This is a genomic window from Cedecea neteri, assembly GCF_000758325.1.
In the GTDB taxonomy this organism is placed as follows: Bacteria; Pseudomonadota; Gammaproteobacteria; order Enterobacterales; family Enterobacteriaceae; genus Cedecea; species Cedecea neteri_B.
This window is the reverse complement of record NZ_CP009459.1, coordinates 2,253,757-2,279,012: the sequence shown is the minus strand read 5'-3', so window position 1 is coordinate 2,279,012 and position 25,256 is coordinate 2,253,757. Positions and strand designations below refer to the sequence as shown.

Sequence of the window (25,256 nt, the reverse complement as noted above, 5' to 3'; positions counted from 1 at the left end):
GACTACTGGCTGCCATGCAAGAGCAATACCGCCCGGAAGAGATAGAATCCAACGTCCAGCAACACTGGCAAGAGAACCGTACTTTTGAAGTGACCGAAGACGAAGGCAAAGAGAAATACTACTGCCTCTCCATGTTGCCCTATCCTTCCGGCCGACTACATATGGGCCACGTCCGTAACTACACCATCGGCGACGTTATCGCACGCTACCAGCGTATGCTGGGTAAAAACGTCCTGCAGCCGATCGGCTGGGATGCTTTCGGCCTACCGGCTGAAGGCGCCGCGGTAAAAAACAACACCGCGCCAGCCCCGTGGACCTACGACAACATCAATTACATGAAGAACCAGCTGAAAACGCTGGGCTTCGGCTACGACTGGAGCCGTGAACTGGCTACCTGTACGCCTGAATACTACCGCTGGGAACAGCAGTTCTTCACTCAGCTGTACAACAAAGGTCTGGTTTACAAAAAAACCTCCGCGGTGAACTGGTGCCCGAACGATCAGACCGTACTGGCAAACGAGCAGGTTATCGACGGCTGCTGCTGGCGCTGCGACACCAAAGTTGAGCGCAAAGAGATCCCACAGTGGTTCATCAAAATTACCGCCTACGCTGACGAACTGCTGAACGACCTGGATACGCTGGATCACTGGCCGGATCAGGTTAAAACCATGCAGCGCAACTGGATTGGCCGCTCTGAAGGCGTGGAAATCACCTTCGACGTGGAAAACAGCGCCGAGAAGCTGACCGTTTATACCACCCGCCCTGATACCTTCATGGGTGTGACTTATCTGGCCGTTGCCGCCGGTCATCCTCTGGCGCAGCAGGCTGCAGTCAATAATCCTACCCTTGCCGAATTCATTGAAGAATGCCGCAACACCAAAGTGGCCGAAGCCGACATGGCAACCATGGAGAAGAAAGGCGTCGCCACCGGCATTAACGCCATTCATCCACTGACCGGCGAAAGCGTTCCGGTTTGGGTGGCCAACTTCGTGCTGATGGAATACGGCACCGGTGCCGTGATGGCTGTTCCAGGTCACGATCAGCGTGACTGGGAATTCGCCACAAAATACAGCCTGCAGATTAAGCCAGTCATTCTGAATGCCGACGGCAGCGAGCCGGATCTTTCCGCCTCTGCAATGACCGAAAAAGGGGCGCTGTTCAACTCCGGTGAATTCGACGGTCTGGACTTCCAGCAGGCGTTCAACGCCATTGCCGATAAGCTGGCTGCTAAAGGCGTGGGCGAGCGTAAAGTGAACTTCCGTCTGCGCGACTGGGGCGTTTCCCGTCAGCGTTACTGGGGCGCACCAATCCCAATGGTCACCCTGGAAGACGGCACCGTGATGCCAACCCCGGAAGATCAACTGCCTGTTATCCTGCCGGAAGACGTGGTCATGGACGGCATCACCAGCCCAATTAAAGCCGATCCTGAGTGGGCGAAAACCACCGTTAACGGGATGCCTGCGCTGCGTGAAACCGACACCTTCGACACCTTTATGGAGTCTTCCTGGTACTACGCCCGCTACACCTGCCCGCAGTACGACAAAGGCATGCTGGATTCCAAAGCTGCCAACTACTGGCTGCCAGTGGATATTTACATCGGCGGGATTGAACACGCCATCATGCACCTGCTCTACTTCCGCTTCTTCCATAAGCTGATGCGCGATGCAGGCATGGTGACTTCCGACGAACCGGCCAAACAGCTACTTTGCCAGGGTATGGTGCTGGCGGACGCCTTCTATTACACCGGCGTTAACGGCGAGCGTAACTGGGTTTCTCCGGTCGACGCTATTGTTGAGCGCGATGATAAAGGCCGCATCGTCAAAGCCCGTGACGCAGAAGGTCGCGAACTGGTCTATGCTGGCATGAGCAAAATGTCGAAGTCGAAAAACAACGGCATCGACCCGCAGGTCATGGTTGAACGCTACGGCGCAGATACCGTTCGTCTATTTATGATGTTTGCTTCACCGGCAGACATGACGCTTGAGTGGCAGGAATCCGGCGTTGAAGGCGCCAACCGCTTCCTGAAACGCGTCTGGAAACTGGTCTACGAACACACCAACCGTGGTGCAGCGCCGGCGCTGGATATCGCTGCCCTGAGCGAAGATCAAAAAGCACTGCGTCGCGATGTGCATAAAACGATTGCTAAAGTAACCGACGATATCGGCCGCCGTCAGACCTTCAACACCGCTATCGCTGCCATTATGGAGCTGATGAACAAACTGGCAAAAGCACCGCAGGACGGCGAACAGGATCGTGCCCTGCTGAACGAAGCACTGCTGGCCGTTGTACGTATGCTGTATCCGTTCACCCCGCACGTTTGCTTCGATATGTGGCAGTCACTGGGCGGTGAAGGTGATGTGGATAACGCACCGTGGCCACAGGCTGATGAGCAGGCAATGGTCGAAGACTCTCGCCTGGTCGTGGTTCAAGTTAACGGTAAAGTACGCGGTAAAGTCACCGTGCCTGCCGATGCCACTGAAGAACAAGTGCGCGAGCGCGCCGGTCAGGAACATCTGGTCGCGAAATATCTTGAGGGTGTAACCGTACGTAAAGTGATTTACGTTCCGGGTAAACTGCTCAACCTGGTTGTGGGCTAAGCGCAGGAGGAAGCGTGCGACATCCCTTTATCACCCTGTTAGTAACCCTGGCGGTGCTGGTCACCGCCGGATGTGGTTTTCACCTGCGTGGCAACACGCAGGTTCCTTCAGAGATGAAGACGCTGATCCTCAACTCTGGCGATCCTAACGGCCCGCTAACGCGTGAAATTCGTAAACAATTGCGCTTAAACGGCGTCACGATTGTTGACGATACCGGCACTGGCGTACGTAAGGATATTCCTTCCCTGCGCGTAGGCGCTTTAGGCCTGGGTCAGGACACGGCTTCAGTGTTCCAGAACGGCCAGACGGCGGAATACCAGATGGTCATGACCGTCAATGCTCAGGTCCTGATCCCGGGTCACGATATTTACCCGATCAGTGCGAAGACATACCGTTCATTCTTTGATAACCCGCTGACTGCCCTGGCAAAAGACGCCGAGCAGGATCTGCTCATCAAAGAAATGTACACCAACATTGCCCAACAGCTGGTCCGCAAGCTGATGGCTGTACACGCGGCCGACCTTGCAGCAACAAAAGACGAGGAAAAGCCCGTTAGCCCAGTGAAACCGGCCGAACCGACAGGCCGTGTGTCCACCACTCTGCCGGCAACCTCTGTCAGCAAATGATCCGAGTGTATCCGGAACAACTCCACGCGCAGCTCAATGAAGGGCTGCGCGCGGCGTATCTGCTATTAGGTAACGATCCTCTCTTATTACAGGAAAGCCAGGATGCCGTTCGCAAACACGCCCAGCAAAATGGCTTTGAAGAACACCACACCGTACAGATAGAAGTCTCCACCGACTGGCAGGCCCTGTTTTCGATTTGCCAGGCTCTCAGTCTATTTGCCAGCCGCCAGACGCTGCTGTTACTGCTGCCGGAAAATGGCCCCAACGCCGCCATTAACGCTCAGCTAGAAACGCTGGTTAGCCTGCTTCACGACGATATTCTGTTACTGATTCGCGGCAACAAACTGACGAAAGCGCAGGAAAATGCCGCCTGGTTTACCCAACTGGCAAACCGCTCGGTGCTGGTGACCTGCCAGACACCAGAACAGGCCAATCTGCCCCGCTGGGTGTCTCAGCGTGCAAAACAGATGAATCTGACGCTGGACGATGCTGCCAATCAGCTGCTCTGCTACTGCTATGAGGGCAATTTGCTGGCGCTTTCGCAGGCACTGGAAAGACTCTCGCTAATCTGGACGGACGGTAAGCTAACGCTGCCTCGCGTTGAGCAAGCCGTAAACGATGCAGCCCATTTCACGCCTTTTCACTGGGTAGATGCTCTGCTCGCCGGAAAGAGCAAACGAGCGCTGCATATACTGCAGCAGCTTCGCCTGGAGGCCAGCGAGCCGGTCATTCTGCTGCGAACCCTGCAGCGGGAACTGCTGCAACTGGTCAATCTCAAACGTCAGTCGGCAACGACGCCCTTACGGACGCTGTTCGATCAGCAACGCGTGTGGCAAAACCGCCGCCAGCTGGTCACTGAAGCGCTCAATCGTGTTTCTTCGGAGCAGCTTTATCAGGCCGTTCGTTTACTGACACGTATCGAACTGACGCTGAAGCAGGACTACGGGCAGTCAGTCTGGGACGAACTCGAAGGCCTCTCTCTGCTTATCTGCCATAAAGCCTTACCGGAAATCTTTATTGATGCCTGATTCCTCTTTGTTAGCGCTGTACGGCGGCACCTTTGATCCTATCCATTATGGTCATTTGAAATCCGTTGAGGCGCTGGCCCGGCTGGTGAAACTCAAAAACGTCACCATCATGCCCAATAATGTGCCACCGCATCGCCCGCAGCCGGAAGCGAGCAGCGCACAGCGCAAAGAGATGATTAAGCTCGCAATAGCAGGTAACCCATTATTCACGTTGGATGACAGGGAACTGACCCGGTCGACACCGTCCTGGACCGTGGAAACGCTGGAGCAGCTTCGCGCCGAGTTGGGGCCCCAACAGCCGCTGGCCTTTATTATTGGTCAGGACTCATTGCTCAGCCTCCACCGCTGGCACCGCTGGGAAACGCTGCTCACGCTGTGCCATCTGCTGGTCACCCAGCGGCCTGGTTATCCACTAACCATGGAAACGCCCGAACAGCAAAGGTGGCTCGCTCAAAACGTCACGGATTCTGTCGCAACGCTACACCAGCTGCCAGCAGGGAAAGTCTTTCTAGCCCCAACGCCGCTCTACGATATCTCCGCAACCACCATTCGCCACCGGCTTGAGAGCAATCAGCCCTGCGACGATCTACTCCCGCCTGACGTACTGACTTTTATTCTCCAGCACGGGCTTTATCGCTAAGCGTTGGGGCTCGTCTGAATTATAGGGGGAGAACAGTGAAGCGCGCTGGATTACGCTATTATGATTTACCGGGAACGCCAGCCATTGACACCACTTCTCAGGCTGTTATGCTCCGCTGCCATAATTTCCTGCCCGTAATCCGGCTTTTCTGAAATAGTTTTACAAAAATGGCAATGCAAACTCCGGCGCGCAATGGGATGATAGCCCGCGATTCGCGCTGGTCGGCCAATTTTTCAGCCAAAGCCGCCTGCCCTGCTGGTCCAGGGTTATTACGGGCTAAACCAAACACTCTCATTCTCTCAGGGGGAACACTTGCAGGGTAAAGCACTTCAGGATTTCATTGTCGATAAAATCGACGACCTTAAAGCCCAGGACATCATCGCAATTGATGTTAAAGGCAAATCCAGCATCACCGATTGCATGGTTATCTGCACCGGGACATCTAACCGACACGTCATGTCAATTGCTGAACACGTTGTGCAGTCCTCTCGTGAAGTTGGCCTGTCGCCGATGGGCGTGAAAGGCATCAACGCTTCCGACTGGGTTGTTGTCGATCTGGGCGAAATTATCGTTCACGTCATGCAGGAAGAGAGCCGCCAGCTGTACGAACTGGAAAAACTCTGGAGCTAACGGGTGAAGCTGCAACTGGTGGCCGTTGGAACCAAAATGCCTGACTGGGTGCAGACCGGCTTTACCGAGTACCTGCGCCGCTTCCCGAAAGACATGCCTTTTGAGCTGGTAGAAATTCCGGCTGGAAAACGCGGCAAAAATGCCGATATCAAACGTATCCTCGAAAAAGAGGGCGAGATGATGCTGGCCGCCGCGGGCAAAGGTAACCGAATTGTGACGCTGGATATTCCCGGTCAACCGTGGGATACCCCGCAGCTTGCCACACAGCTTGAACGCTGGAAGCAGGATGGCCGCGATGTCAGCCTGTTAATCGGTGGCCCCGAAGGATTAGCACCAGCCTGCAAGGCCGCCGCCGAGCAAAGCTGGTCGCTCTCCACGCTAACCATGCCTCATCCGCTGGTCAGAGTGCTGGTGGCGGAAAGTCTCTATCGGGCGTGGAGCATTACCACCAACCACCCTTACCATCGTGAGTAAACCTGAGCGGGTAATACTAAGCAGCGAATGAAATTACAGAATTCTTTTCGCGACTATACGGCTGAGTCTGCGCTCTTTGTGCGCCGGGCGCTGGTCGCTTTTATCGGCATTTTGCTGCTTACCGGCATTCTGATCGCCAATCTTTATAATCTGCAAATCGTTCGCTTTAACGACTATCAGACACGGTCCAATGAAAACCGCATCAAGCTGGTGCCCATTCCGCCCAGCCGCGGCATTATTTACGATCGTAACGGTACCCCGCTGGCGCTGAACCGCACCATCTATCAAATCGAGATGATGCCGGAGAAAGTCGATAACGTTCAGGATACGCTGGAGGCGCTGCGCCCGGTGGTTGACCTGACCGATGACGATATCGCGAACTTCAAAAAAGAGCGTGCCCGCTCGCACCGCTTCACCTCTATTGCGGTCAAAACTAACCTGACGGAAGTTCAGGTTGCCCGCTTCGCCGTAAACCAATACCGCTTCCCAGGTGTGGAAGTGAAAGGCTACAAACGCCGCTTCTATCCTTATGGCTCCGCGCTAACCCACGTCATTGGCTACGTTTCTAAAATCAACGACAAAGACGTTGAGCGCCTGGATAAAGAAGGCAAGCTGGCTAACTACGCCTCGACCCACGACATCGGCAAGCTCGGTATAGAGCGCTATTACGAAGATGTGCTGCACGGGCAAACGGGCTACGAAGAGGTTGAGGTTAACAACCGTGGCCGCGTCATCCGCCAGCTTAAAGAAGTGCCGCCTCAGGCCGGGCATGATATTTATCTGACCCTCGATCTGAAGCTGCAAACCTACATCGAAACCCTGCTCGCTGGCAGCCGTGCTGCGGTGGTCGTTACCGATCCGCGTACCGGCGGCATTCTGGCGCTGGTTTCTATGCCAAGCTATAACCCGAACCTGTTCGTCGACGGTATCTCCAGCAAAGACTACTCGGGCCTGCTAAACGACCCGAACACGCCATTAATTAACCGCGCGACTCAGGGCGTGTATCCACCAGCCTCTACCGTGAAGCCTTATATGGCCGTCTCGGCCTTAAGCGCTGGAGTGATCACCCGTAATACCTCGCTGTTTGACCCAGGTTGGTGGCAATTGCCAGGTTCGGAAAAACGCTACCGCGACTGGAAAAAATGGGGCCACGGCCGCCTGAACGTCACAAAATCTCTGGAAGAATCGGCGGATACCTTCTTCTACCAGGTCGCCTATGACATGGGGATCGACCGCATTGGCGAATGGATGAGCAAGTTTGGCTACGGTCACCTGACGGGAATCGACCTTTCCGAAGAGCGCGCGGGCAACATGCCGACGCGCGAGTGGAAGCTGAAGCGCTTTAAAAAACCGTGGTATCAGGGTGACACTATCCCAGTCGGTATCGGCCAGGGTTACTGGACGGCCACGCCAATCCAGATGAGTAAGGCGATGATGATCCTCATAAACGACGGTATTGTTCGCGTTCCACATCTGCTGATGAGCACCACGGAAAATGGCAAGCAGGTTCCCTGGCAGCAGCCGACTGAAGCGCCGGTAGGTGACATCCACTCTGGCTATTGGGAAATTGCCAAAGACGGGATGTATGGCGTAGCCAACCGACCCAACGGAACCGCGCACAAATACTTCGCCAATGCGCCTTACAAAGTGGCGGCGAAATCCGGTACCGCACAGGTCTTTGGCCTGAAGGCCAACGAAACCTATAACGCGCATAAAATTGCCGAACGTCTGCGCGACCACAAGTTGATGACGGCTTTCGCACCTTACGACAACCCACAGTACGCCGTGACCATGATTCTGGAAAACGGCGGCGCAGGTCCGGCAGTTGGGACCATCATGCGTCAGATCCTCGACCACGTTATGTTAGGGGATAACAACACGGTACTGCCGTCGGAAGCACCGGCCGCCTCGGCCGCAGAGGATCAATAAGCATGACTGACAATCCTAATAAAAAAACGATTTGGGATAAGGTTCACCTCGACCCGACCTTCCTGGTGACTATCCTTGCGCTGCTGGTGTTCAGCGCCCTGGTGGTGTGGAGCGCCAGTGGCCAGGATATGGGTATGATGGAGCGTAAAATCGGCCAGATCCTGATGGGACTGGTAATCATGGTCGTCATGGCGCAAATTCCCCCTCGCGTCTACGAAGGCTGGGCGCCCTATCTCTATATTTTCTGTATTGTTCTGCTGGTGGCGGTTGATGCCTTCGGGGCAATTTCAAAAGGGGCGCAGCGCTGGCTGGACCTGGGTTTTGTACGTTTCCAGCCTTCGGAAATTGCCAAGATTGCCGTCCCGCTGATGGTCGCACGTTTTATTAACCGCGACGTTTGCCCTCCCTCGTTGAAAAATACCGGTATTGCGCTCGTGCTGATCTTCATGCCTACGCTGCTGGTTGCCGCCCAGCCAGACCTGGGAACATCTATTTTAGTCGCCGCATCGGGCCTGTTTGTGCTATTTCTTTCCGGCATGAGCTGGCGACTTATTCTGGTTGCCGTTCTGCTGGTAGCCGCCTTTGTGCCGATCCTGTGGTTCTTCCTGATGCATGACTATCAGCGCGCACGCGTGATGATGCTGTTAGATCCAGAAAGCGATCCGCTCGGCGCGGGCTATCATATCATTCAGTCCAAAATCGCCATCGGTTCCGGCGGGCTGCGTGGTAAAGGCTGGCTGCACGGCACACAGTCGCAGCTGGAGTTCTTGCCCGAGCGACATACGGACTTTATTTTCGCGGTACTTGCGGAAGAACTAGGCTTAGTCGGCATTCTGGTGCTACTGGCGCTCTATCTGCTGCTGATCATGCGTGGCCTGTTTATTGCCGCTCGTGCGCAGACCACCTTTGGCCGGGTAATGGCTGGTGGGCTGATGCTGATCCTGTTCGTCTATGTATTTGTAAATATTGGCATGGTTAGTGGTATCTTGCCGGTGGTCGGTGTACCGCTGCCGCTCGTCAGCTACGGGGGGTCGGCGCTAATTGTGCTGATGGCCGGGTTTGGTATCGTCATGTCGATACATACTCACAGAAAAATGTTATCAAAAAGCGTGTAACTGGATGAGGTGCGCAATGGGTAAGCAAAAACGGTGGGCTGGCGTCTGCATCGCAGCCGCATTACTGGCAGCATGTTCGTCAAATGATGAGAGTCAGCAGCCGGTGAATCAGGCGCCACAGCCGGCCGTGTGCAACGGTCCCGTAGTGGAAATCAGCGGCGCTGAGCCACGTTACGAGCCGCTGAATCCGTCAGTCAACCAGGATTATCAGAACAATGGCAAAAGCTACAAAATTGTTCAGAATCCGGCAAACTTCAGCCAGGCAGGCTTCGCGGCTATCTACGATGCCGAACCAGGCAGCAACCTGACCGCCTCTGGCGAAGCGTTTGATCCTAATGCGCTGACCGCAGCACACCCAACGCTGCCTATTCCAAGCTATGCGCGAATCACTAACCTCGCGAATGGCCGCATGATTGTGGTCCGCATCAACGATCGTGGCCCTTATGGCAACGATCGGGTGATCTCGCTGTCTCGCGCAGCAGCCGACAGGCTGAACACCTCAAACAATACTAAAGTCCGTATCGACCCTATTATCGTTGCACAGGATGGCACAATGTCCGGCCCGGGTACGGCCTGTACGACTATAGCCAAGCAGACCTATGCGCTGCCGTCCCGTCCGGACCTTAGCGGCGGCATGGGAAGCGCTTCCTCCCCAGCTCAGCCTGTAGCGCCGCAGGGTGATGTGCGCGCCATCAGCAACTCAACGCTGCAAAGTGCAGATACCACCGGCGCACCTGTTCAGAGCAGCGGTTTCCTCGGCGCTCCTACGCCACTTGCGGCAGGCGTGATAGAAACACCTGATACTCCGGCAACGGCGGCAGCAACATCTGCGACACAACAACCTGTTGCAGCAACAGCAGCACCTGCTGCAACGCCTACTCCGCCAGTAGCGCCACAGCCAGGGCCGATCGTTGAGCAGCCAGCGCCTGCTGTTTCTGCGCCGGTCACCGCGCCTGGTTCCACACAAGGCCACGTCCAACGTAGTGCAGCTGCTGCAAGCGCTCCAGCCTCCAGTGGCCGTTATGTTGTTCAGGTCGGTGCAGTGAGCGATGGCGCACGCGCCAGCCAGTGGCAGCAAAAGCTAAGCCAGCAGTTTGGCGTGCCGGGCGCAGTTTCTCATAACGGCTCTGTGTATCGCGTTCAGCTTGGCCCGTTCAGCAGCCGCACTGAGGCCACCGCCCTGCAGCAGCGCCTGATGTCGGAAGCGCAACAGCAGTCATTTGTGACTAACGCTCCCGCTATGTAAAGCGATGACTGGCCTGATCCTAGCCCGTAAATTTGTGTAAAGACCATTAACAAACTCACGCGCAAAGTCAGATGCCAGTCAAAAATGCTTTTGCTATAGTAAGGCACTTTTTTTAATTCCATCACGGACGTCGTAGTTCCATCATGAATACAGCTCCTTCTGCACGTTTTGTTAAGCGCCTGGCGCTCACCTCGGCTTTCGCTCTTGTGGCTATGGCCTCTGCTCAAGCTGACGACCTCAACATTAAAACTATGATCCCGGGCGTCCCGCAGATTGATGCAGAAGCGTATATCCTGATTGACTACAACTCAGGCAAAGTGCTGGCCGAATCAAATGCTGACGCTCGCCGCGACCCGGCCAGCCTCACCAAGATGATGACCAGCTACGTCATTGGCCAGGCGATGAAAGCCGGTAAATTCGACGACAATGCGATGGTCACCATCGGCAAAGATGCCTGGGCTACCGGTAACCCTGTGTTTAAAGGCTCCTCGCTGATGTTCCTGCAGCCAGGAATGCAGGTTCCGGTCAACAAGCTGGTTCGCGGTATTAATCTGCAGTCAGGTAATGACGCCTGTGTGGCGATGGCCGACTTCGTCGCCGGCAGCCAGGATGCTTTCGTCAGCCTGATGAACGGCTACGTTTCCGCCCTGGGCCTGAAAAACACCCACTTCCAGACCGTACACGGCCTGGACGCCGAAGGTCAGTACAGCTCTGCGCGTGATATGGCGCTGATCGGCCAGGCGCTGATCCGCGATGTGCCGAACGAATACGCTATCTACAAAGAAAAAGAGTTCACCTTCAACAACATTCGTCAGACCAACCGTAACGGTCTGCTGTGGGATACCAGCCTCAACGTGGACGGTATTAAAACCGGCCACACCGATGCCGCAGGCTATAACCTCGTGGCTTCCGCTACGGAAGGCCAGATGCGCCTGATCTCCGCGGTTCTTGGCGGACACACCTATAAAGGCCGTGAAACAGAAAGCAAAAAGCTGTTGACCTGGGGCTTCCGCTTCTTTGAAACCGTTTCTCCGCTGAAAGCCGGCAAAGAGTTTGCTTCTGAGCCAGCCTGGTTTGGCGATAACGACCGTGCTTCGCTCGGCGTGGATAAAGACGTTTACCTGACCATTCCTCGCGGTCGCATGAAAGACCTGAAAGCCAGCTACGTGCTGACCACGACTGAACTGCACGCCCCGCTGCAGAAAAACCAGGTTGTGGGCACCATCAACTTCCAGCTGGACGGTAAAACCATCGAGCAGCGTCCATTAGTTGTTCTGCAGGAGATGCCGGAAGGGAATTTCTTCAGCCGAATCATTGATTACATCAAGCTGATGTTCCACCACTGGTTCGGTTAATTATTGAACACTTGAAAGTGTCAAACCTGACCCCATATACTTAGCATCAAAGCAACTCCCGCCCGCCGGCGGGAGTTATTATTTTTATTGCCGTAACGCTGGAGCTACCATGAAAACCAAACTGAACGAACTGCTCGAATTCCCAACCTCTTTTACTTACAAAGTAATGGGCCTGGCGAAACCGGAGCTGGTTGATCTGGTCGTTGAGGTGGTGCAGCGCCACGCCCCTGGCGACTACACGCCGCAGGTTAAACCAAGCAGCAAAGGGAACTACCACTCGGTTTCTATTACCATCAATGCCACCCACATTGAGCAGGTTGAAACCCTGTATGAAGAATTAGGCAACATCGAAATCGTTCGTATGGTGCTGTAATCTGATAACCCGGCTCAGGCCGGGTTTTAGCTGTGATATACTTCCCGCCACCCTTTTATCCCGGAGACGCTGTTTTGTCTCAAGACACTATCCTGATCCGCACTCTTGGCCTGCAGCCTTATGAACCTGTCTCGCAGGCAATGCATGACTTTACCGACACCCGCGATGAGACGACGGCCGACGAGATCTGGCTGGTTGAGCATCCTCAGGTTTTCACCCAGGGTCAGGCCGGTAAAGCCGAGCACGTCCTGATGCCGGGCGATATTCCCGTTGTGCAAAGCGATCGCGGCGGCCAGGTGACCTTTCACGGCCCAGGCCAGCAGGTTATGTATTTCCTGCTGAACTTAAAACGACGCAAGCTGGGCGTGCGGGAACTGGTCACCATGCTGGAACAGACCGTGGTTAACACGCTGGCAGAATATGATATTGAGGCTTACCCCCGCGCCGACGCGCCGGGTGTGTATGTCGCCGGACGCAAAATTTGCTCTCTGGGGCTTCGCATTCGGAGAGGATGTTCCTTCCACGGTCTGGCGTTAAACATCAACATGGATTTATCCCCCTTCCTGCGGATTAACCCCTGCGGCTACGCCGGGCTGGAGATGACCCAGGTCAGTCATTTTGTCGAACGCATTACGGTGGCGGATATTCAGCCCCGCCTGGTAGAAAACTTTATCGCCCTGCTAAACCATCCGCCATACGAATACAGCGAAGTGGAGTAAACGTCAGGCCTGCCTTTCGCTGGCCTGATAGTGTCTTTTTATCACTTTTTCGCCCATCGGTTATAATCACTAATTGGATAATTCAGTAACGTCATTATTTAAATAATATGACAGCCTGGAATGGCTTCTGCGGCTTAATTTTTCTCATTCGTGCTTGGGTTGGCAAAATAACTATGCTAATTCCCCCAAACGGTCTATTTGTATCTATAAATATAATATTCTTTATTTTTTGAGCGGAGACCTGACATGGGGCAAAACCCACTGTCTGAGAAAAAAATCGTGGATCGCGATGGTGAAAACAACTATCCCGTATTCAAGACGTTACGCAACATAGATTTAAACTTGCTGACTATTTTTGAAGCCGTCTACATTCATAAAGGCATCGTCAATGCAGCCAGAGTGCTCAACCTGACGCCCTCGGCTATCAGCCAGTCGATCCAAAAGTTGCGCTATATTTTTCCCGATCCATTATTCATTCGCAAAGGCCAGGGCGTCACGCCAACGGCGTATGCGGCACACTTGCATGAATATATCAGCCAGGGACTGGAATCCATTCTCGGCGCGCTGGATTTCAACAACAGCAATGACCAGCAGCGTACCATCACCATTGCCACTCAGCCGTCTATTGGGGCTTTAGTTATTCCTAAAGTCTATTCGGCGATCCGCAAGGTCAATCCAAATCTGCTTATTCGCAATGTGCCCATTAACGACGGTGAGTCCCAGCTCAGCCAGTTTCAAACCGACTTGATTATTGACACCAGTCGCCACTACGCACGTACCATCACCAGCGTGCCGCTGTATCAGGAAAGTATCGCCGTGGTCTGCCGGGAAGGTCATCCCTGTCTTGAACAACGGCTGACTCGCGAAGATCTGCAAAACATGGAGCACACCTTCCTGATCATGCAGGATGACCTGCTGCGCGACTTGCGCCAGGAGATCAGCGAGCGACTACCCAACAGACAGATAGCGTTTAGCAGCTACAACTACGTCACGCTGTCCTCGCTGTTAGGCAGCAGCGATTTGCTGGGCTTCATGCCCTGGCGGCTGTACGAAATGTTTAAAGAGACGTGGAATCTGCGAGCCGTTGACTGCGATTTGTTTGCGGATAAAACGATGGAAACCAGCATGCATTTTAACAAGCTAAGCATTCGGGATACGGTTCTGCAGGAGATAATCAAAGCCATACGCACCGAGTTTGCCTGATTCACAGTGGTTTTCACCTCTTGCCGAACGTTTTAGAGGTGAACACCATGCCCGTTAACCTCGCATTTAGCACAAAACAACAACCCATTTACAATTCTTTCTCCATTTCATGTTGGGGTATACTGATTCTCCCTGGCCGTGATGATATACTTCCGGCCATTAATTCAAAAATAGTTGATAGATCCTAACTTAGCTTGAATTAGCCTGACTTCATTATCCGCAACTGGAACACGCACCCTATGAGCAAACCCATTGTGATGGAACGCGGCGTTAAATACCGCGACGCCGATAAAATGGCTCTGATCCCGGTTAAAAACGTGGCGACAGAGCGCCAGGAGCTGTTGAGAAAACCAGAATGGATGAAAATCAAACTTCCGTCTGACTCAACCCGTATCCAGGGCATTAAAGCGGCGATGCGCAAGAATGGTCTGCACTCCGTTTGCGAAGAAGCCTCCTGCCCTAACCTCGCTGAATGTTTTAACCACGGCACCGCGACCTTCATGATTCTGGGCGCCATTTGTACTCGCCGCTGCCCATTCTGCGACGTCGCACACGGTCGCCCTGTCGCACCAGATGCTAACGAGCCCGAAAAACTGGCACAGACCATCGCCGATATGGGTCTGCGTTACGTCGTAATTACTTCCGTTGACCGGGACGATCTTCGCGACGGCGGTGCCCAGCACTTTGCTGACTGCATCCGGGCTATTCGTGAAAAGAACCCAACTATCAAAATCGAGACGCTGGTGCCTGACTTCCGTGGACGTATGGACCGTGCGCTGGATATTCTGACCGCAACGCCGCCGGACGTCTTCAACCACAACCTGGAAAACGTACCGCGCGTCTACCGCAACGTCCGTCCAGGCGCAGACTACAACTGGTCTCTGAAGCTGCTTGAGCGCTTTAAAGAAGCCCATCCGGATATTCCAACCAAGTCCGGCCTGATGGTGGGCCTGGGTGAAACTAACGAAGAGATTATCGAAGTGATGCGCGACCTGCGTCGTCACGGCGTGACCATGCTGACGCTGGGCCAGTATCTCCAGCCAAGCCGTCACCACTTGCCGGTACAGCGTTACGTTAGCCCGGATGAGTTTGAAGAGATGAAAGCCGAAGCGCTGGCAATGGGCTTCACCCACGCCGCCTGTGGCCCGTTTGTTCGCTCCTCTTACCATGCGGACCTGCAGGCAAAAGGGATGGAAGTGAAGTAATACTGGTTACATCTTGTTACTTATAAACTGACATTCATAAAAAAACCGGCCATTCTGAGCCGGTTTTTTATTTTGCCGTCGTCGTTCAGTCTTTATGAACGATGCGTTGCTCTGCAGCGGCTTCAGCTTCGGTATCGGGCTTTTTGCCAGTGTCGTCTTCAGCCATCGCTTTCTTAAAGCCTTTGATGGCAGAACCGAGATCGCCGCCCAGCGTGCGCAGCTTCTTGGTACCAAACAGCAATACGATCAGCGCGCCGACAACCAGCAGCTTAGTAATACTAATCTCTCCCATACCTACCTTCTTTTGTGATGCGTGCCGTGGCAACGGCGAATAAAAGACCTGATTGCATTAACGGACATTTGCCCGCGCGACACAATAGCAATCTGTAACAAGGTGAATCAAGATTTGATTAAAAAAACATCATAACATTTGCGGCGGCGCAAACCTTCGGTTAAGCAGCACCGGCAGCATTTGCCTGACTTCCGCCACTCGCTCTGCCGTAATCTCGGCAAAAATCAGCGCAGGAGACTCAGCTGCTGCCGCTACGGTCACTCCCAGCGGGTCAATGATTCGGCTCTGGCCGATATTTTTATTGCCACACTCCCCGGAAGCAACCACATAGCACGTAGTATCTAACGCACGAGCGGCGAGCAGTGTGGCCCAGTGAGCCTCTTTATGCGGCCCTTTTAGCCACGCCGCTGGCAGAACCAGCACTTCTGCTCCGCCCAGCGCAAGGCTCAACGCCATATCCGGAAAACGAAGGTCGTAGCAGGTCATCAGCCCGACATTCATGCCGGCAACCTTAATCAGAGGTGCCAGGCTTGTTCCGGCATCCACCAACTTAGACTCCTGCACGCTGAAAGCGTCATACAGATGAACTTTCTGGTAGCTCGCCACAATTTCGCCACCGCGAATGGCCAGTAAGGTGTTTGCCGCCCGCCCATTGTGAGTAGGAACATGCAGCGTTAGCACCGTAGTCATAGCGTTCTTCCGGCTTTCAGCCCGCAGCTGTTGCACATAGCCGCCATCCAGCGCCTGCGCTGACTTAACTGACAGATCCGGATCGCTATCACTCCGGGCTAACACCGCCTCAGGCAAAACGAGCAAATCAGCCCCTTTGCCTGCTGCTTGCGCCATAAGGCTGACGCAGGTTGCCGCATTTTCCTGCCAGACTGGCCCTACCACAAACTGCCCGACCGCCACCTTCATATTCGCCTCGCCGTTCAAAGGATTAATTACAGCACATTGGGTATAAATCTCCCGGCCTGAACGCTACACTTTTCACATTGCTGATGTTTAATAAGGATTAATCGTGATTCAGATGCTATTCGCCGTCTTTATCGGCGGCGGGACAGGCAGCGTAGCACGCTGGTTTCTTAGTATGAAGTTCAATCCGATGCACATGGGCGTTCCCATCGGGACACTAATCGCTAACCTGACGGGGGCGTTTATCATCGGCCTTGGGCTGGCGCTGTTCAGCCGCTTCAGCCACGTCGACCCGATGTGGAAGTTGCTGATAACCACCGGTTTCTGTGGCGGCCTGACAACGTTTTCGACGTTTTCTGCGGAAGTGGTTTTGCTGCTGCAGGATGGACGTTTGATTTGGGCTGGCACGAACGTCCTGCTTAACCTGGCAGGCTCATTTATCATGACCGCGCTCGCATTTTGGCTGGTTTCTCTCTTCGTGACCCAATAAGCCCCGAGGCGTTAATGTTAGCTTAATTTTTCTCTGCCACTATCCCTGCCATATCTTTGGGGGAGCGGGCAATGAAAGAACAAATAACCGGCTGGGCGAGCGTGCTGATAAGCGTCGTTATCGTTGGGCTGTTTTTGAAAACCTATCTGTTTGCCTGATAAATCGCAGGCAAAAAAAAACCCGCCTTGGCGGGTTTTTATATTCTACTGGTAATGACTTAGATAGGCATTACGTTTGCAGCAGAAGGGCCTTTGGCACCGTTAGTGATTTCAAACTCAACGCGCTGGCCTTCAGCCAGGGTTTTGAAACCATTGCTCTGGATTGCAGAGAAGTGTACGAACACGTCTTTGCTGCCATCTTCCGGAGTAATGAAGCCGAAGCCTTTGGATTCATTAAACCACTTAACGTTACCTTTAATCTTAGACATCAAAATTACCTTTACATGAAAAAACGACACAAATGCTGTGTCGGGCATCAGTACAACAATTGTGGTGGCTTTTGTCCAGTCCAGAATTGCTAAAAAGTGATAAAAGTCGCTAACTTTTTACTAGCTTGCACATTACACCTTGTTTTTAAAGGGGTATAAAAACCCTCAGTTTTCACTGGCTTCAGGCCGACTAAATCAGAACTGGAAACGCATCCACGCGAAGTAGACGTTACCGTTGTTATAGGTGCCTGGAATGTAGGTCATCTGGAAGGTTGCCGGGCCGTAGCCAATGGACGCCAGCGGCAGCACAACCGGGATTGGGATGTATTTCCAGTTGTCACGCGCGGTAACGCCGACGGTGTACCCCAACCCTAAATGGAAATTATCGTCGCTCAGCGGACGCCAGGTTTTCTCCCAACCATAGCCGCCGATAGGCTCCCACTTATTAAAGGAGTCTTTGAACGCCATCAGATAGATACCGTTCCAGTTGCCATTTTCATCCCAGCGGGACTGGCCAAAACCTGCGCCCCACGGCCGCTCGTTGTAGCGATCCGTTTTTTCTTTGTCATAGGCAAAGCGGGCGTGCCAGGTGATCGCCGGCACGTAAAGATCGTAGTGTTCTGGCTCATTCCAGGTTTTAGACACCTGGCCTGAGAAGGTGTCCCATGCATTGCTGAAAAAGCCGCTTTCCGCAGCAGCAGAAGCGCTCAACCCAAGCGTGCAAACAAAAATCAAAATTGAGAACAGTTTATTCGCGTAAGTCACGTCGTTATTACCATATTAAAATTCGACAGGTACCTTACTGAATTATATCTCAATGAAAGCTAAATCAGCACATGACTTGTAAAGAAAATTGTCCACCGCCTGCTGTCAATTCGCTGAATTCCCAAACAGATGTCAGACAACGTTGAATAAAATTGCAAGCCGGAGCGCATAACTATATCCGCTCCGGCAAACAACGCTTATTTCCGTTTTTTAATCAGCATATATACCGCAGGGATAACCAGCATCGACAGCAATGGCGCCGTCACCATCCCCCCAATCATCGGGGCGGCAATACGCCGCATCACTTCCGATCCGGTCCCGTTGCCCCACATAATCGGCAGTAAACCCGCCATAATGGTGGCAACGGTCATCACCTTCGGCCTGACGCGCAGGACAGCACCTTCATGGATGGCACGCCGCAACATACCGTCATCCTGTATCTCATCGGCTTTTTGATGCCTGGTCAGTGCCTGGTTTAAATAAAGCACCATGATCACGCCAAATTCAGCAGCAACCCCTGCCAGGGCAATAAAGCCCACGGCTCCAGCCACAGACAGATTATATCCCAACAGGTAAAGCAGCCACACGCCGCCAATTAATGAGAACGGCAAAGTCCCCATAATTAATAGCGCATCCTTCACTCGTGAGAAGGTGACATATAACAGTACAAATATGATTAATAAGGTAAATGGCAGCACAATTTTTAATTTCGCGGTCGCGCGTTCAAGATATTCAAACTGACCTGACCATGAAAGCGAAACGCCTTCAGGCAACTTCACCTGCTCGGCCACGACGCGCTGCATATCCTCTACGGCAGACTTCAAATCACGGCCACGCAGATCGACATAGACCCAGTTAGAAAGGCGTGCATTTTCACTTTTCAGCATCGGCGGCCCTTCTGTAATCGCAATATTTGCCAGTTCAGAAAGCGCCACCTGACCGCCGTTGGAGGTAATAACCGGTAAATCGCGCAGTTTCTGCAGGTTATCGCGCAGTTCACGCGGGTAGCGCACGTTAATAGGAAAACGCTCGCGTCCCTCAATGGTTTCTCCGATATTTTCGCCGCCGATCACCGTCGCCACCAGCGACTGCAGTTCTTTAACCGAAACGCCATAACGCGCCGCTTTACGCCTGTCGATGTCGATGTCCACATAACGCCCACCACTCAGGCGCTCAGCCAACGCAGACGTCACTCCTGGCACCTGCTTGACCACACGTTCAATTTGCTCAGCCACCGACTCAATGGCGGCAATATTATTGCCGTTCACCTTTATCCCTACCGGGCTTTTAATCCCGGTGGCCAGCATGTCCAGTCGGTTACGGATAGGCGGCACCCACACGTTGGCAATGCCCGGCACTTTCACCACGTTATCCAGCTCACTCACCAGCTTGTCCATCGTCATTCCCGGCCGCCACTGGTCGCGTGGCTTAAAGCGAATGGTGGTTTCAATCATGGTTAGCGGCGCAGGATCGGTGGCCGTTTCAGCGCGTCCCGCTTTGCCAAAAACGGTTTCAACTTCCGGCACAGTTTTGATCAGGCGATCGGTTTGCTGTAGCAGCCGTCCTGCCTCACGTGTTGAGATACCCGGCAGCGTGGAAGGCATATACAGCAAATCCCCCTCATCCAGCGGCGGCATAAATTCGCTGCCCAGTTTGCTCAGCGGCCAAAGCGTGGCCACCAGCAACACACCGGCTACCGCAAGCGTGGTTTTCGGCCTGTCGAGCACTTTTTCCAGTACAGGCTCGTAGGCCGCGATCAGCCAGCGGTTAATCGGGTTAGCCTTTTCATCAGGGATCTTGCCGCGAATAAACCAGCCCATCAGCACCGGCACCAGCGTAATCCCCAGCCCTGCAGCCACCGCCATAGAATAGGTTTTGGTGAAGGCCAACGGCGAAAACATCCTTCCCTCCTGCGCTTCAAGAGAGAACACCGGGATAAACGACAGGGTAATAATCAGCAGGCTGCAAAATAACGCCGGCCCCACTTCTACCGCCGCCTGCTGGGAAATTTTCCAGTAATCCTCGCTGCGCGGCTGCTCCCCTGGACGATCGTGCCGCCACTGCTCAAGCACTTTGTGCATGTTTTCAATCATCACTATTGCCGCGTCGACCATCGCGCCAATGGCAATCGCTATCCCGCCCAGCGACATAATATTGGCATTCACGCCCTGGTAATGCATGACGATAAACGCCCCCAGAATTCCCAGCGGCAAGGTAATAATCGCCACCAGCGCAGAGCGGAAGTGGAACAGGAACAGCGAACAAATAATGGCGACCACGATAAACTCTTCCAGCAGCTTGTGGGAGAGCGTTTCAATCGCGTGTTCAATCAGGTGCGAGCGGTCGTACACCGGCACAATTTCAACGCCTGCCGGCAAACTCTTCTGCAGCTGAGCCAGCTTTGCTTTGATCGCGTTAATCGTTTCAAGGGCGTTTTTGCCGTAGCGCATCACAATAATGCCACCGGCAACTTCACCTTCCCCGTTAAACTCCGCCACACCCCGACGAATTTCCGGCCCGAGCCTGAAAGAAGCAACATCGGAAAGCAGCACCGGCACGCCGTCGCGGCTGGCGATCACCACCTGCTTAAAGTCATCCAGATTTTTGAGATAGCCAGAAGTACGCACCATGTACTCAGCCTCTCCCATTTCCAGCACCGACCCGCCCCCTTCCTGATTGGCGCTTTTCACCGCGTTAATGATCTGCTCATGGGTAATATTCAGCGCCTTCATACGCTCCGGATCGAGCACAATCTGGTACTGACGCACCATACCGCCCACGCTTGCCACTTCGGAGACGTTTGGCACAGTTTTCAGCTCAAATTTCAGCGTCCAGTCCTGTAAAGCACGGAGATCGGCCAGACTGTGCTTGCCGGTTCTGTCCACCAGCGCATACTCATATACCCAGCCAACCCCGGTGGCATCCGGCCCCAGCGAAGCTTTGGCCTCCGGCGGCAGCTGAGACTGCACCTGACTCAGGTATTCAAGTACCCTGGAACGCGCCCAGTAAGGATCGGTCCCATCGTCGAACAGAATGTAGACATAAGAATCGCCAAACATGGAGAAGCCACGCACCGTTTTAGCTCCCGGAACGGACAGCATGGTGGTGGTCAGCGGATAGGTGACCTGATCTTCCACGATTTGCGGCGCTTTGCCCGGATAGCTGACCCGCACAATCACCTGCACGTCGGAGAGATCCGGCAGCGCATCCAGCGGCGCTCGCTGCAGCGACCAAAGCCCCCACGCAGCCATAATGATGACGGCCAGCACCACCAACAGGCGATTTTTAAGCGACCAGCGAATAACGGCGGCAATCATTTGTGCGCCCCCGCCATCGGCATCAGATGAGTGATAACGGCCCCTTTTTCATCGTCCATTGTAAAGCTGAACATCACTGCATCACCCGGCTTCAGACTGGTCGGCGATGTCAGCGCAAAAGGCATCACCATCGCGCCCCAGTTCAGCGCCGGGATAGGATGATGGGCGATAGTAATGGCCTCCGCGCTGACCGCTTTGACCACGCCTTCGCCGTCGTAGGTTTTCACCGCTGGTGGCGCTTTAGCCTGCCCTTCCGGCTCTGGCAAAGCGCTGCGCAGGCTTGCCTCTGAGTCGATAAGGAACTGGCCGGAAGTGACCACTTTCTCCCCCTCATTCAGCCCGGAACGAATCTCCACCCAGCCTTTGTCGCTGATGCCCGGCACCACGTTCACCGGTCGGAAATGGCCGCCGTCTTCGGCAACCAGCACGCGGCTTTGGCTCCCGGTTTCAATCAGCGACTCCTCCGGCACAGCCAGAACCGCAGCACGAGGCTGCTGATTCGCCAGATGCACGCTGAGGTACATGCCGGGCTTGAGCTTCATTTGTGGATTATCCAGCACAATGCGCGCCTTCAGCGTGCGAGTGGCAGTTTCGAGATTCGGCAACAGTTCGCTTACACGCCCGTGGAATACCTCCCCTGGCCAGCTATCAGCGGTCGCCACAATCTCGCTTCCCGACTGCAATGCCTGAGCCTGAGACTGAGGGTAATCCACCACAATCCATACGGAGTCAAGGCTTGCCACTTCGAACAGCGGGGCATTCGCGGTCACCTGTTGCCCTTCTCGCGCCTCCAGTTTATTCACATACCCGGCAAGCTTTGCGCGAACGGTTACGCGGGTTTGCGGCTTGCCGCTGCGCTCAACCTGGCGAACCACTTCCGTGGGCATAAACTGCAGCTGCAGCCGCTCTCTGGCCGCCGCGGTTAAGGCGCTGTCTCCCAGCTTGCGCACCGCCAGAAACTCCTGCTGTGCGGCGGTCCATTCCGGGAACCACAGCTGCGCCAAAGGTTCCCCGGCTTTCACGTACTGCTGAGGGGCTTTGACGTACAGCGTCTCCACAATGCCGTTAGCGCTGGCCGGGATAATTTGTACGCTGCGTTCGTCCAGCGTTACGGTGGCAAAAGCGGCGAACGGCACGCTCAGAGCCTTGCGCTCAACGGCGGCTGTCTTTATGCCCAGGTTTTGCTGCTGGCGGTTGCTGACCGTCACGCCGCCGTCGTTGGCCACTTCATCGGCGTATCGCGGGACCAGCGCCATATCCATGAACGGCGATTTCCCCGGCTTGTCGAACCGCTGACCGGGCACCATGGGATCGTACCAATAAAGCACTTTGCGGCCGCTTTCCTGCTGGGGCTGAGCTTCGGCATGTTGGTGAGAGGTTTGCTGCTTCCCGGCGTAATACCCCGTGGCCAGTGCGGCAACAACCGCCCCTGCCAGCAGGGAAAAAGTGAGTGATTTTTTCATTAGTTAACATCCTGAGGCGTTAGGTAGCGGATCGCCGCCCAGTTGGTGGCTACGGCTTTTTCCGCGCTGCTGGCGGTCAGCTCGGTGTCCAAAAGATCCCGCCGAGCGGCCAGCAGTTCAGTCAGAGAGGATTGCCCGGCGCGGTACTGCGACTCCAGCAGAGACAGGCGCTGGCGCTGAAGCGGTAAAGCCTGCTCCTGCTGCCGCTGCCAGACGCTTTGCGCAGCCTGGTAATTTGCCACCAGCGAGTGAACCAGCGCGATACGCTCCCGACGAGCCAGCGCCAGCTGATCGTTCGCTTCCATCGCCCGGGAAACATCGGCGGAATAATCTTTATCCTGCCGCTGAGGTTTAAACAGAGGCAGATCGACGGTGAACATCACGCCCGCCATATCGTCATACCCCTCAGCGCGGCGGCCGTAATAAACTTCGATGCCAACATCAGGTTTAGCTGCTACGGCAGACTGCGCGGACTTAGCGCGAGCAACGTCGGCTTCACGGGCGGCTTCAATCACCTCCGGGTGCTGCATTACACCCTCTTCCAGCACAGCAGGATCGGCCGGTAATCGCTGGTAGCGGGGCAATGTCCCCACCACGCTATCGACCGTTTGTCCGGTCAGCTGTAGCAGGCGGGTCTGCGCCAGGGTGACATCACGCTCGGCAAGCGTGACTTTGTCCTGCATGGTGAGCAGCGTCATGCGGATATCTACTACGCCGGAAGCGGGAGAGCTGCCGCTGGCCACGGTAGCTTTCTGAACGCCAATCTGCCGCTCGGTTTCGTTTACCAGCTTGCGAGCAGCCGTCAGCACGCGCTCAGATAAAGCAAGATCCAGCCACGCCTGCGCGGTATCACGCTGAAGCTTGGCGCGAATCACCTCCGCTTTGGCCTGGCTGCTGGCAGACTGGGCCAGGATAGTGTCCGCTTTGCGATCGCGTTTCTCTTCGCTGACGTAGTCCTGCATGATACCGATGCGCTGCATAGTCATGCCGTCGCGGCTAAAGCGATGGTTGTTACTGCCCTGTACCGGCACGTTTTCGATACCAAACTTCAGCTTTGGATCGGGCAATTGGCGGGCAGAGTCAGCCATGGCGTTCAGCGCATCGCTCTGATTACGGTTGGCGGACAGCGCCGCAGAATAATGCTCGGCGGCCAGCAGAGTCTGTTGCAGGCTGAGCTCCGCCGCCTGTGCGGCGGAGACAGACGTAGCCAACAGCACCCCGCCAAGCCAGAGGCTCAGGGTGTGTCGTTTCATGGCAACCTCGGTTAGTTAAGCGGGGTTGCGGAAGCTAACTGATACCCGGCCGCATGCTGGGTGAAAGAGAAAGCAATCTTCTCCCCCACCTTTAACGCCGGCAGAGAACCGTCTTTTGGCAAAGCGAACGTCATGGTCATCGCTGGCCAGCCAAGTTCGGCGACGGGGTGATGGGCAATAGACACGGTATCGGCGGTGATTGTCTTCACTACGCCTTCGGTCTTGTAGACCTTAGCAGCCGGAGTCGCATCAGAAGACATCGCCATGCCAGGCATGTCAGACATCCCCTTCATAGAGGACATATCGTGGGAAGTTTCAGCGGAAAAAGCAGGGAAAGCGGCAACAACAAGCAGCGCACCGGCTGCAGCAGAACGAATAGCGTTAAACATGATTTATCTCCAAAACACAGTCAAAAAGGGAATGGGCAAAGCCCCAATGCATTGACGGTGCTGGAGTTATTCTCTAAAACGGCAAAAACGAATGGTTGCCGGAGGTCCTGTTGCGGGAGGGGTAACATAAGGGGCGGATTCAACAACCGTTGAACACTGAGGCTCAACCAGCGCAAGGGTATCTGCAACCGGTAACGCCACCAGCGAGATGTGCCCGTTGTCTTTTTGCATCACGTCAGGCACGCAGTGTTTTTCACACAGCGGGTTACTGAGTTTCACCTGCATCGCCTTATCAGGCATCTGCATGGTGTTGGTATGCGGGGCAGCCATGGGGCCAGCGGTCATATCAACCGGGCAATCGTAGGATGCTATTGCCACCTGACTGTTGACAAAAAACCAGCCAAACGCCAACAGCAGCATCAAAAGATGCTTCCTGATAAAGCGCCAGCGGCTTGTCGACCAGAGGGAGGTGTGCAGCATAAAAACCCCGACATAAAAGAGATCGGCAGTATAGGCGGCAGCCTGTCGCGTTTTAAAGTTTTTTTTAACTGCTTTACGAAAAAGCCATTCGTTAACAATCAGGCAAAATAATCATTGTTTTTACATAACCGATCGTCGGTTATGTCGCCAAAACTCGCACAATTTTTATGCCTTATTTTTTTATCGGCCGCGTCGATAAACGTAATGCAGCCAACAAAAGCTTTGCCTAAAGTTGATCCGTTGCAACGAAAGTTGATGTTCATCAGAAACTCCAAACGGGTTCTGAGGCAAATTCTTAGCCCTTTACAGCCATCTGTAAAAAATC

The 25,256-nt window shown here is 54.3% G+C and carries 24 protein-coding genes; 15 read left to right on the top strand and 9 right to left on the bottom strand.

Annotated elements, in window-relative coordinates:
- Window positions 1-14: 14 nt before the first annotated feature.
- The 14 genes from leuS (at window position 15) to lipA (ending at window position 15,140) form a co-directional block, all read left to right on the top strand.
- Window positions 15-2,597 (top strand): leucine--tRNA ligase, encoded by a 2,583-nt coding sequence (gene leuS, locus LH86_RS10735; protein ID WP_039301097.1) that lies wholly within the window; start codon window positions 15-17, stop codon window positions 2,595-2,597.
- A gap of 14 nt (window positions 2,598-2,611) precedes the next feature.
- A complete protein-coding gene (gene lptE / locus LH86_RS10730; protein WP_039301095.1) occupies window positions 2,612-3,223 on the top strand; it encodes an LPS assembly lipoprotein LptE in 612 nt (203 codons plus the stop codon).
- A complete protein-coding gene (holA, locus tag LH86_RS10725) occupies window positions 3,220-4,251 on the top strand; it encodes a DNA polymerase III subunit delta (RefSeq protein WP_039301093.1) in 1,032 nt (343 codons plus the stop codon). Before lptE ends, holA begins: the two co-directional genes overlap by 4 nt.
- Window positions 4,244-4,891: a nicotinate-nucleotide adenylyltransferase gene (gene nadD, locus LH86_RS10720; RefSeq protein WP_039301091.1), complete on the top strand. Its 648-nt coding sequence runs from the start codon at window positions 4,244-4,246 to the stop codon at window positions 4,889-4,891. The genes holA and nadD overlap by 8 nt, the downstream gene beginning before the upstream one ends.
- 312 nt (window positions 4,892-5,203) lie before the next feature.
- Window positions 5,204-5,521, top strand: coding sequence for a ribosome silencing factor (rsfS, locus tag LH86_RS10715; protein WP_008456058.1), 318 nt, complete (start codon window positions 5,204-5,206; stop codon window positions 5,519-5,521).
- Between the two features lie 3 nt (window positions 5,522-5,524).
- On the top strand, window positions 5,525-5,995 hold the full coding sequence (gene rlmH, locus LH86_RS10710; RefSeq protein WP_008456055.1) for a 23S rRNA (pseudouridine(1915)-N(3))-methyltransferase RlmH: 471 nt from the start codon (window positions 5,525-5,527) through the stop codon (window positions 5,993-5,995).
- 27 nt (window positions 5,996-6,022) lie between these two features.
- A complete protein-coding gene (mrdA, locus tag LH86_RS10705; protein WP_039301088.1) occupies window positions 6,023-7,924 on the top strand; it encodes a peptidoglycan DD-transpeptidase MrdA in 1,902 nt (633 codons plus the stop codon).
- 2 nt (window positions 7,925-7,926) lie between these two features.
- The gene (gene mrdB / locus LH86_RS10700) at window positions 7,927-9,039 is read left to right on the top strand and encodes a peptidoglycan glycosyltransferase MrdB (RefSeq protein WP_039301085.1); all 1,113 of its coding nucleotides are present in this window, start codon (window positions 7,927-7,929) and stop codon (window positions 9,037-9,039) included.
- Window positions 9,040-9,055: 16 nt separating this feature from the next.
- Window positions 9,056-10,285: an endolytic peptidoglycan transglycosylase RlpA gene (rlpA, locus tag LH86_RS10695; RefSeq protein WP_039301082.1), complete on the top strand. Its 1,230-nt coding sequence runs from the start codon at window positions 9,056-9,058 to the stop codon at window positions 10,283-10,285.
- A 143-nt stretch (window positions 10,286-10,428) separates the two neighbouring features.
- Window positions 10,429-11,640, top strand: coding sequence for a D-alanyl-D-alanine carboxypeptidase DacA (gene dacA / locus LH86_RS10690; RefSeq protein ID WP_039301078.1), 1,212 nt, complete (start codon window positions 10,429-10,431; stop codon window positions 11,638-11,640).
- Between the two features lie 109 nt (window positions 11,641-11,749).
- The gene (gene ybeD, locus LH86_RS10685; RefSeq protein ID WP_008456041.1) at window positions 11,750-12,013 is read left to right on the top strand and encodes a DUF493 family protein YbeD; all 264 of its coding nucleotides are present in this window, start codon (window positions 11,750-11,752) and stop codon (window positions 12,011-12,013) included.
- Window positions 12,014-12,087: 74 nt separating this feature from the next.
- Window positions 12,088-12,732, top strand: coding sequence for a lipoyl(octanoyl) transferase LipB (lipB, locus tag LH86_RS10680; protein ID WP_039301075.1), 645 nt, complete (start codon window positions 12,088-12,090; stop codon window positions 12,730-12,732).
- A 246-nt stretch (window positions 12,733-12,978) separates the two neighbouring features.
- Complete coding sequence (locus LH86_RS10675) at window positions 12,979-13,935, top strand: YbeF family transcriptional regulator (protein WP_039301072.1); 957 nt, start codon at window positions 12,979-12,981, stop codon at window positions 13,933-13,935.
- 239 nt (window positions 13,936-14,174) lie between these two features.
- On the top strand, window positions 14,175-15,140 hold the full coding sequence (gene lipA, locus LH86_RS10670; protein ID WP_039301069.1) for a lipoyl synthase: 966 nt from the start codon (window positions 14,175-14,177) through the stop codon (window positions 15,138-15,140).
- Between the two features lie 85 nt (window positions 15,141-15,225).
- On the opposite strand, the gene tatE is transcribed toward lipA, so the two are convergent.
- On the bottom strand, window positions 15,226-15,432 hold the full coding sequence (gene tatE, locus LH86_RS10665; RefSeq protein ID WP_039301066.1) for a twin-arginine translocase subunit TatE: 207 nt from the start codon (window positions 15,430-15,432) through the stop codon (window positions 15,226-15,228).
- A gap of 129 nt (window positions 15,433-15,561) precedes the next feature.
- Entirely contained in the window at window positions 15,562-16,350 is a 789-nt protein-coding gene (locus LH86_RS10660) for a deaminated glutathione amidase (RefSeq protein ID WP_039301063.1), read from the bottom strand.
- Between the two features lie 103 nt (window positions 16,351-16,453).
- Here LH86_RS10660 and crcB point away from each other — a divergent pair, with 103 nt between their 5' ends.
- Window positions 16,454-16,837 (top strand): fluoride efflux transporter CrcB, encoded by a 384-nt coding sequence (crcB, locus tag LH86_RS10655; RefSeq protein ID WP_039301060.1) that lies wholly within the window; start codon window positions 16,454-16,456, stop codon window positions 16,835-16,837.
- A gap of 217 nt (window positions 16,838-17,054) precedes the next feature.
- Here crcB and cspE read toward each other — a convergent pair whose 3' ends face one another.
- From cspE to LH86_RS10620, 7 genes are all read right to left on the bottom strand, one after another.
- Complete coding sequence (gene cspE / locus LH86_RS10650) at window positions 17,055-17,264, bottom strand: transcription antiterminator/RNA stability regulator CspE (RefSeq protein WP_004100146.1); 210 nt, start codon at window positions 17,262-17,264, stop codon at window positions 17,055-17,057.
- A 195-nt stretch (window positions 17,265-17,459) separates the two neighbouring features.
- A complete protein-coding gene (pagP, locus tag LH86_RS10645) occupies window positions 17,460-18,029 on the bottom strand; it encodes a lipid IV(A) palmitoyltransferase PagP (RefSeq protein WP_039301057.1) in 570 nt (189 codons plus the stop codon).
- Window positions 18,030-18,226: 197 nt separating this feature from the next.
- Window positions 18,227-21,346 (bottom strand): efflux RND transporter permease subunit, encoded by a 3,120-nt coding sequence (locus tag LH86_RS10640; protein ID WP_039301054.1) that lies wholly within the window; start codon window positions 21,344-21,346, stop codon window positions 18,227-18,229.
- Window positions 21,343-22,809, bottom strand: coding sequence for an efflux RND transporter periplasmic adaptor subunit (locus LH86_RS10635; protein ID WP_039301052.1), 1,467 nt, complete (start codon window positions 22,807-22,809; stop codon window positions 21,343-21,345). Before LH86_RS10635 ends, LH86_RS10640 begins: the two co-directional genes overlap by 4 nt.
- On the bottom strand, window positions 22,809-24,062 hold the full coding sequence (locus LH86_RS10630; RefSeq protein ID WP_039301049.1) for a TolC family protein: 1,254 nt from the start codon (window positions 24,060-24,062) through the stop codon (window positions 22,809-22,811). Before LH86_RS10630 ends, LH86_RS10635 begins: the two co-directional genes overlap by 1 nt.
- A gap of 11 nt (window positions 24,063-24,073) precedes the next feature.
- The gene (locus tag LH86_RS10625; RefSeq protein WP_052045571.1) at window positions 24,074-24,451 is read right to left on the bottom strand and encodes a copper-binding protein; all 378 of its coding nucleotides are present in this window, start codon (window positions 24,449-24,451) and stop codon (window positions 24,074-24,076) included.
- A 66-nt stretch (window positions 24,452-24,517) separates the two neighbouring features.
- Window positions 24,518-24,931, bottom strand: coding sequence for a DUF2946 domain-containing protein (locus LH86_RS10620; protein ID WP_331280746.1), 414 nt, complete (start codon window positions 24,929-24,931; stop codon window positions 24,518-24,520).
- Window positions 24,932-25,256: the final 325 nt, after the last annotated feature.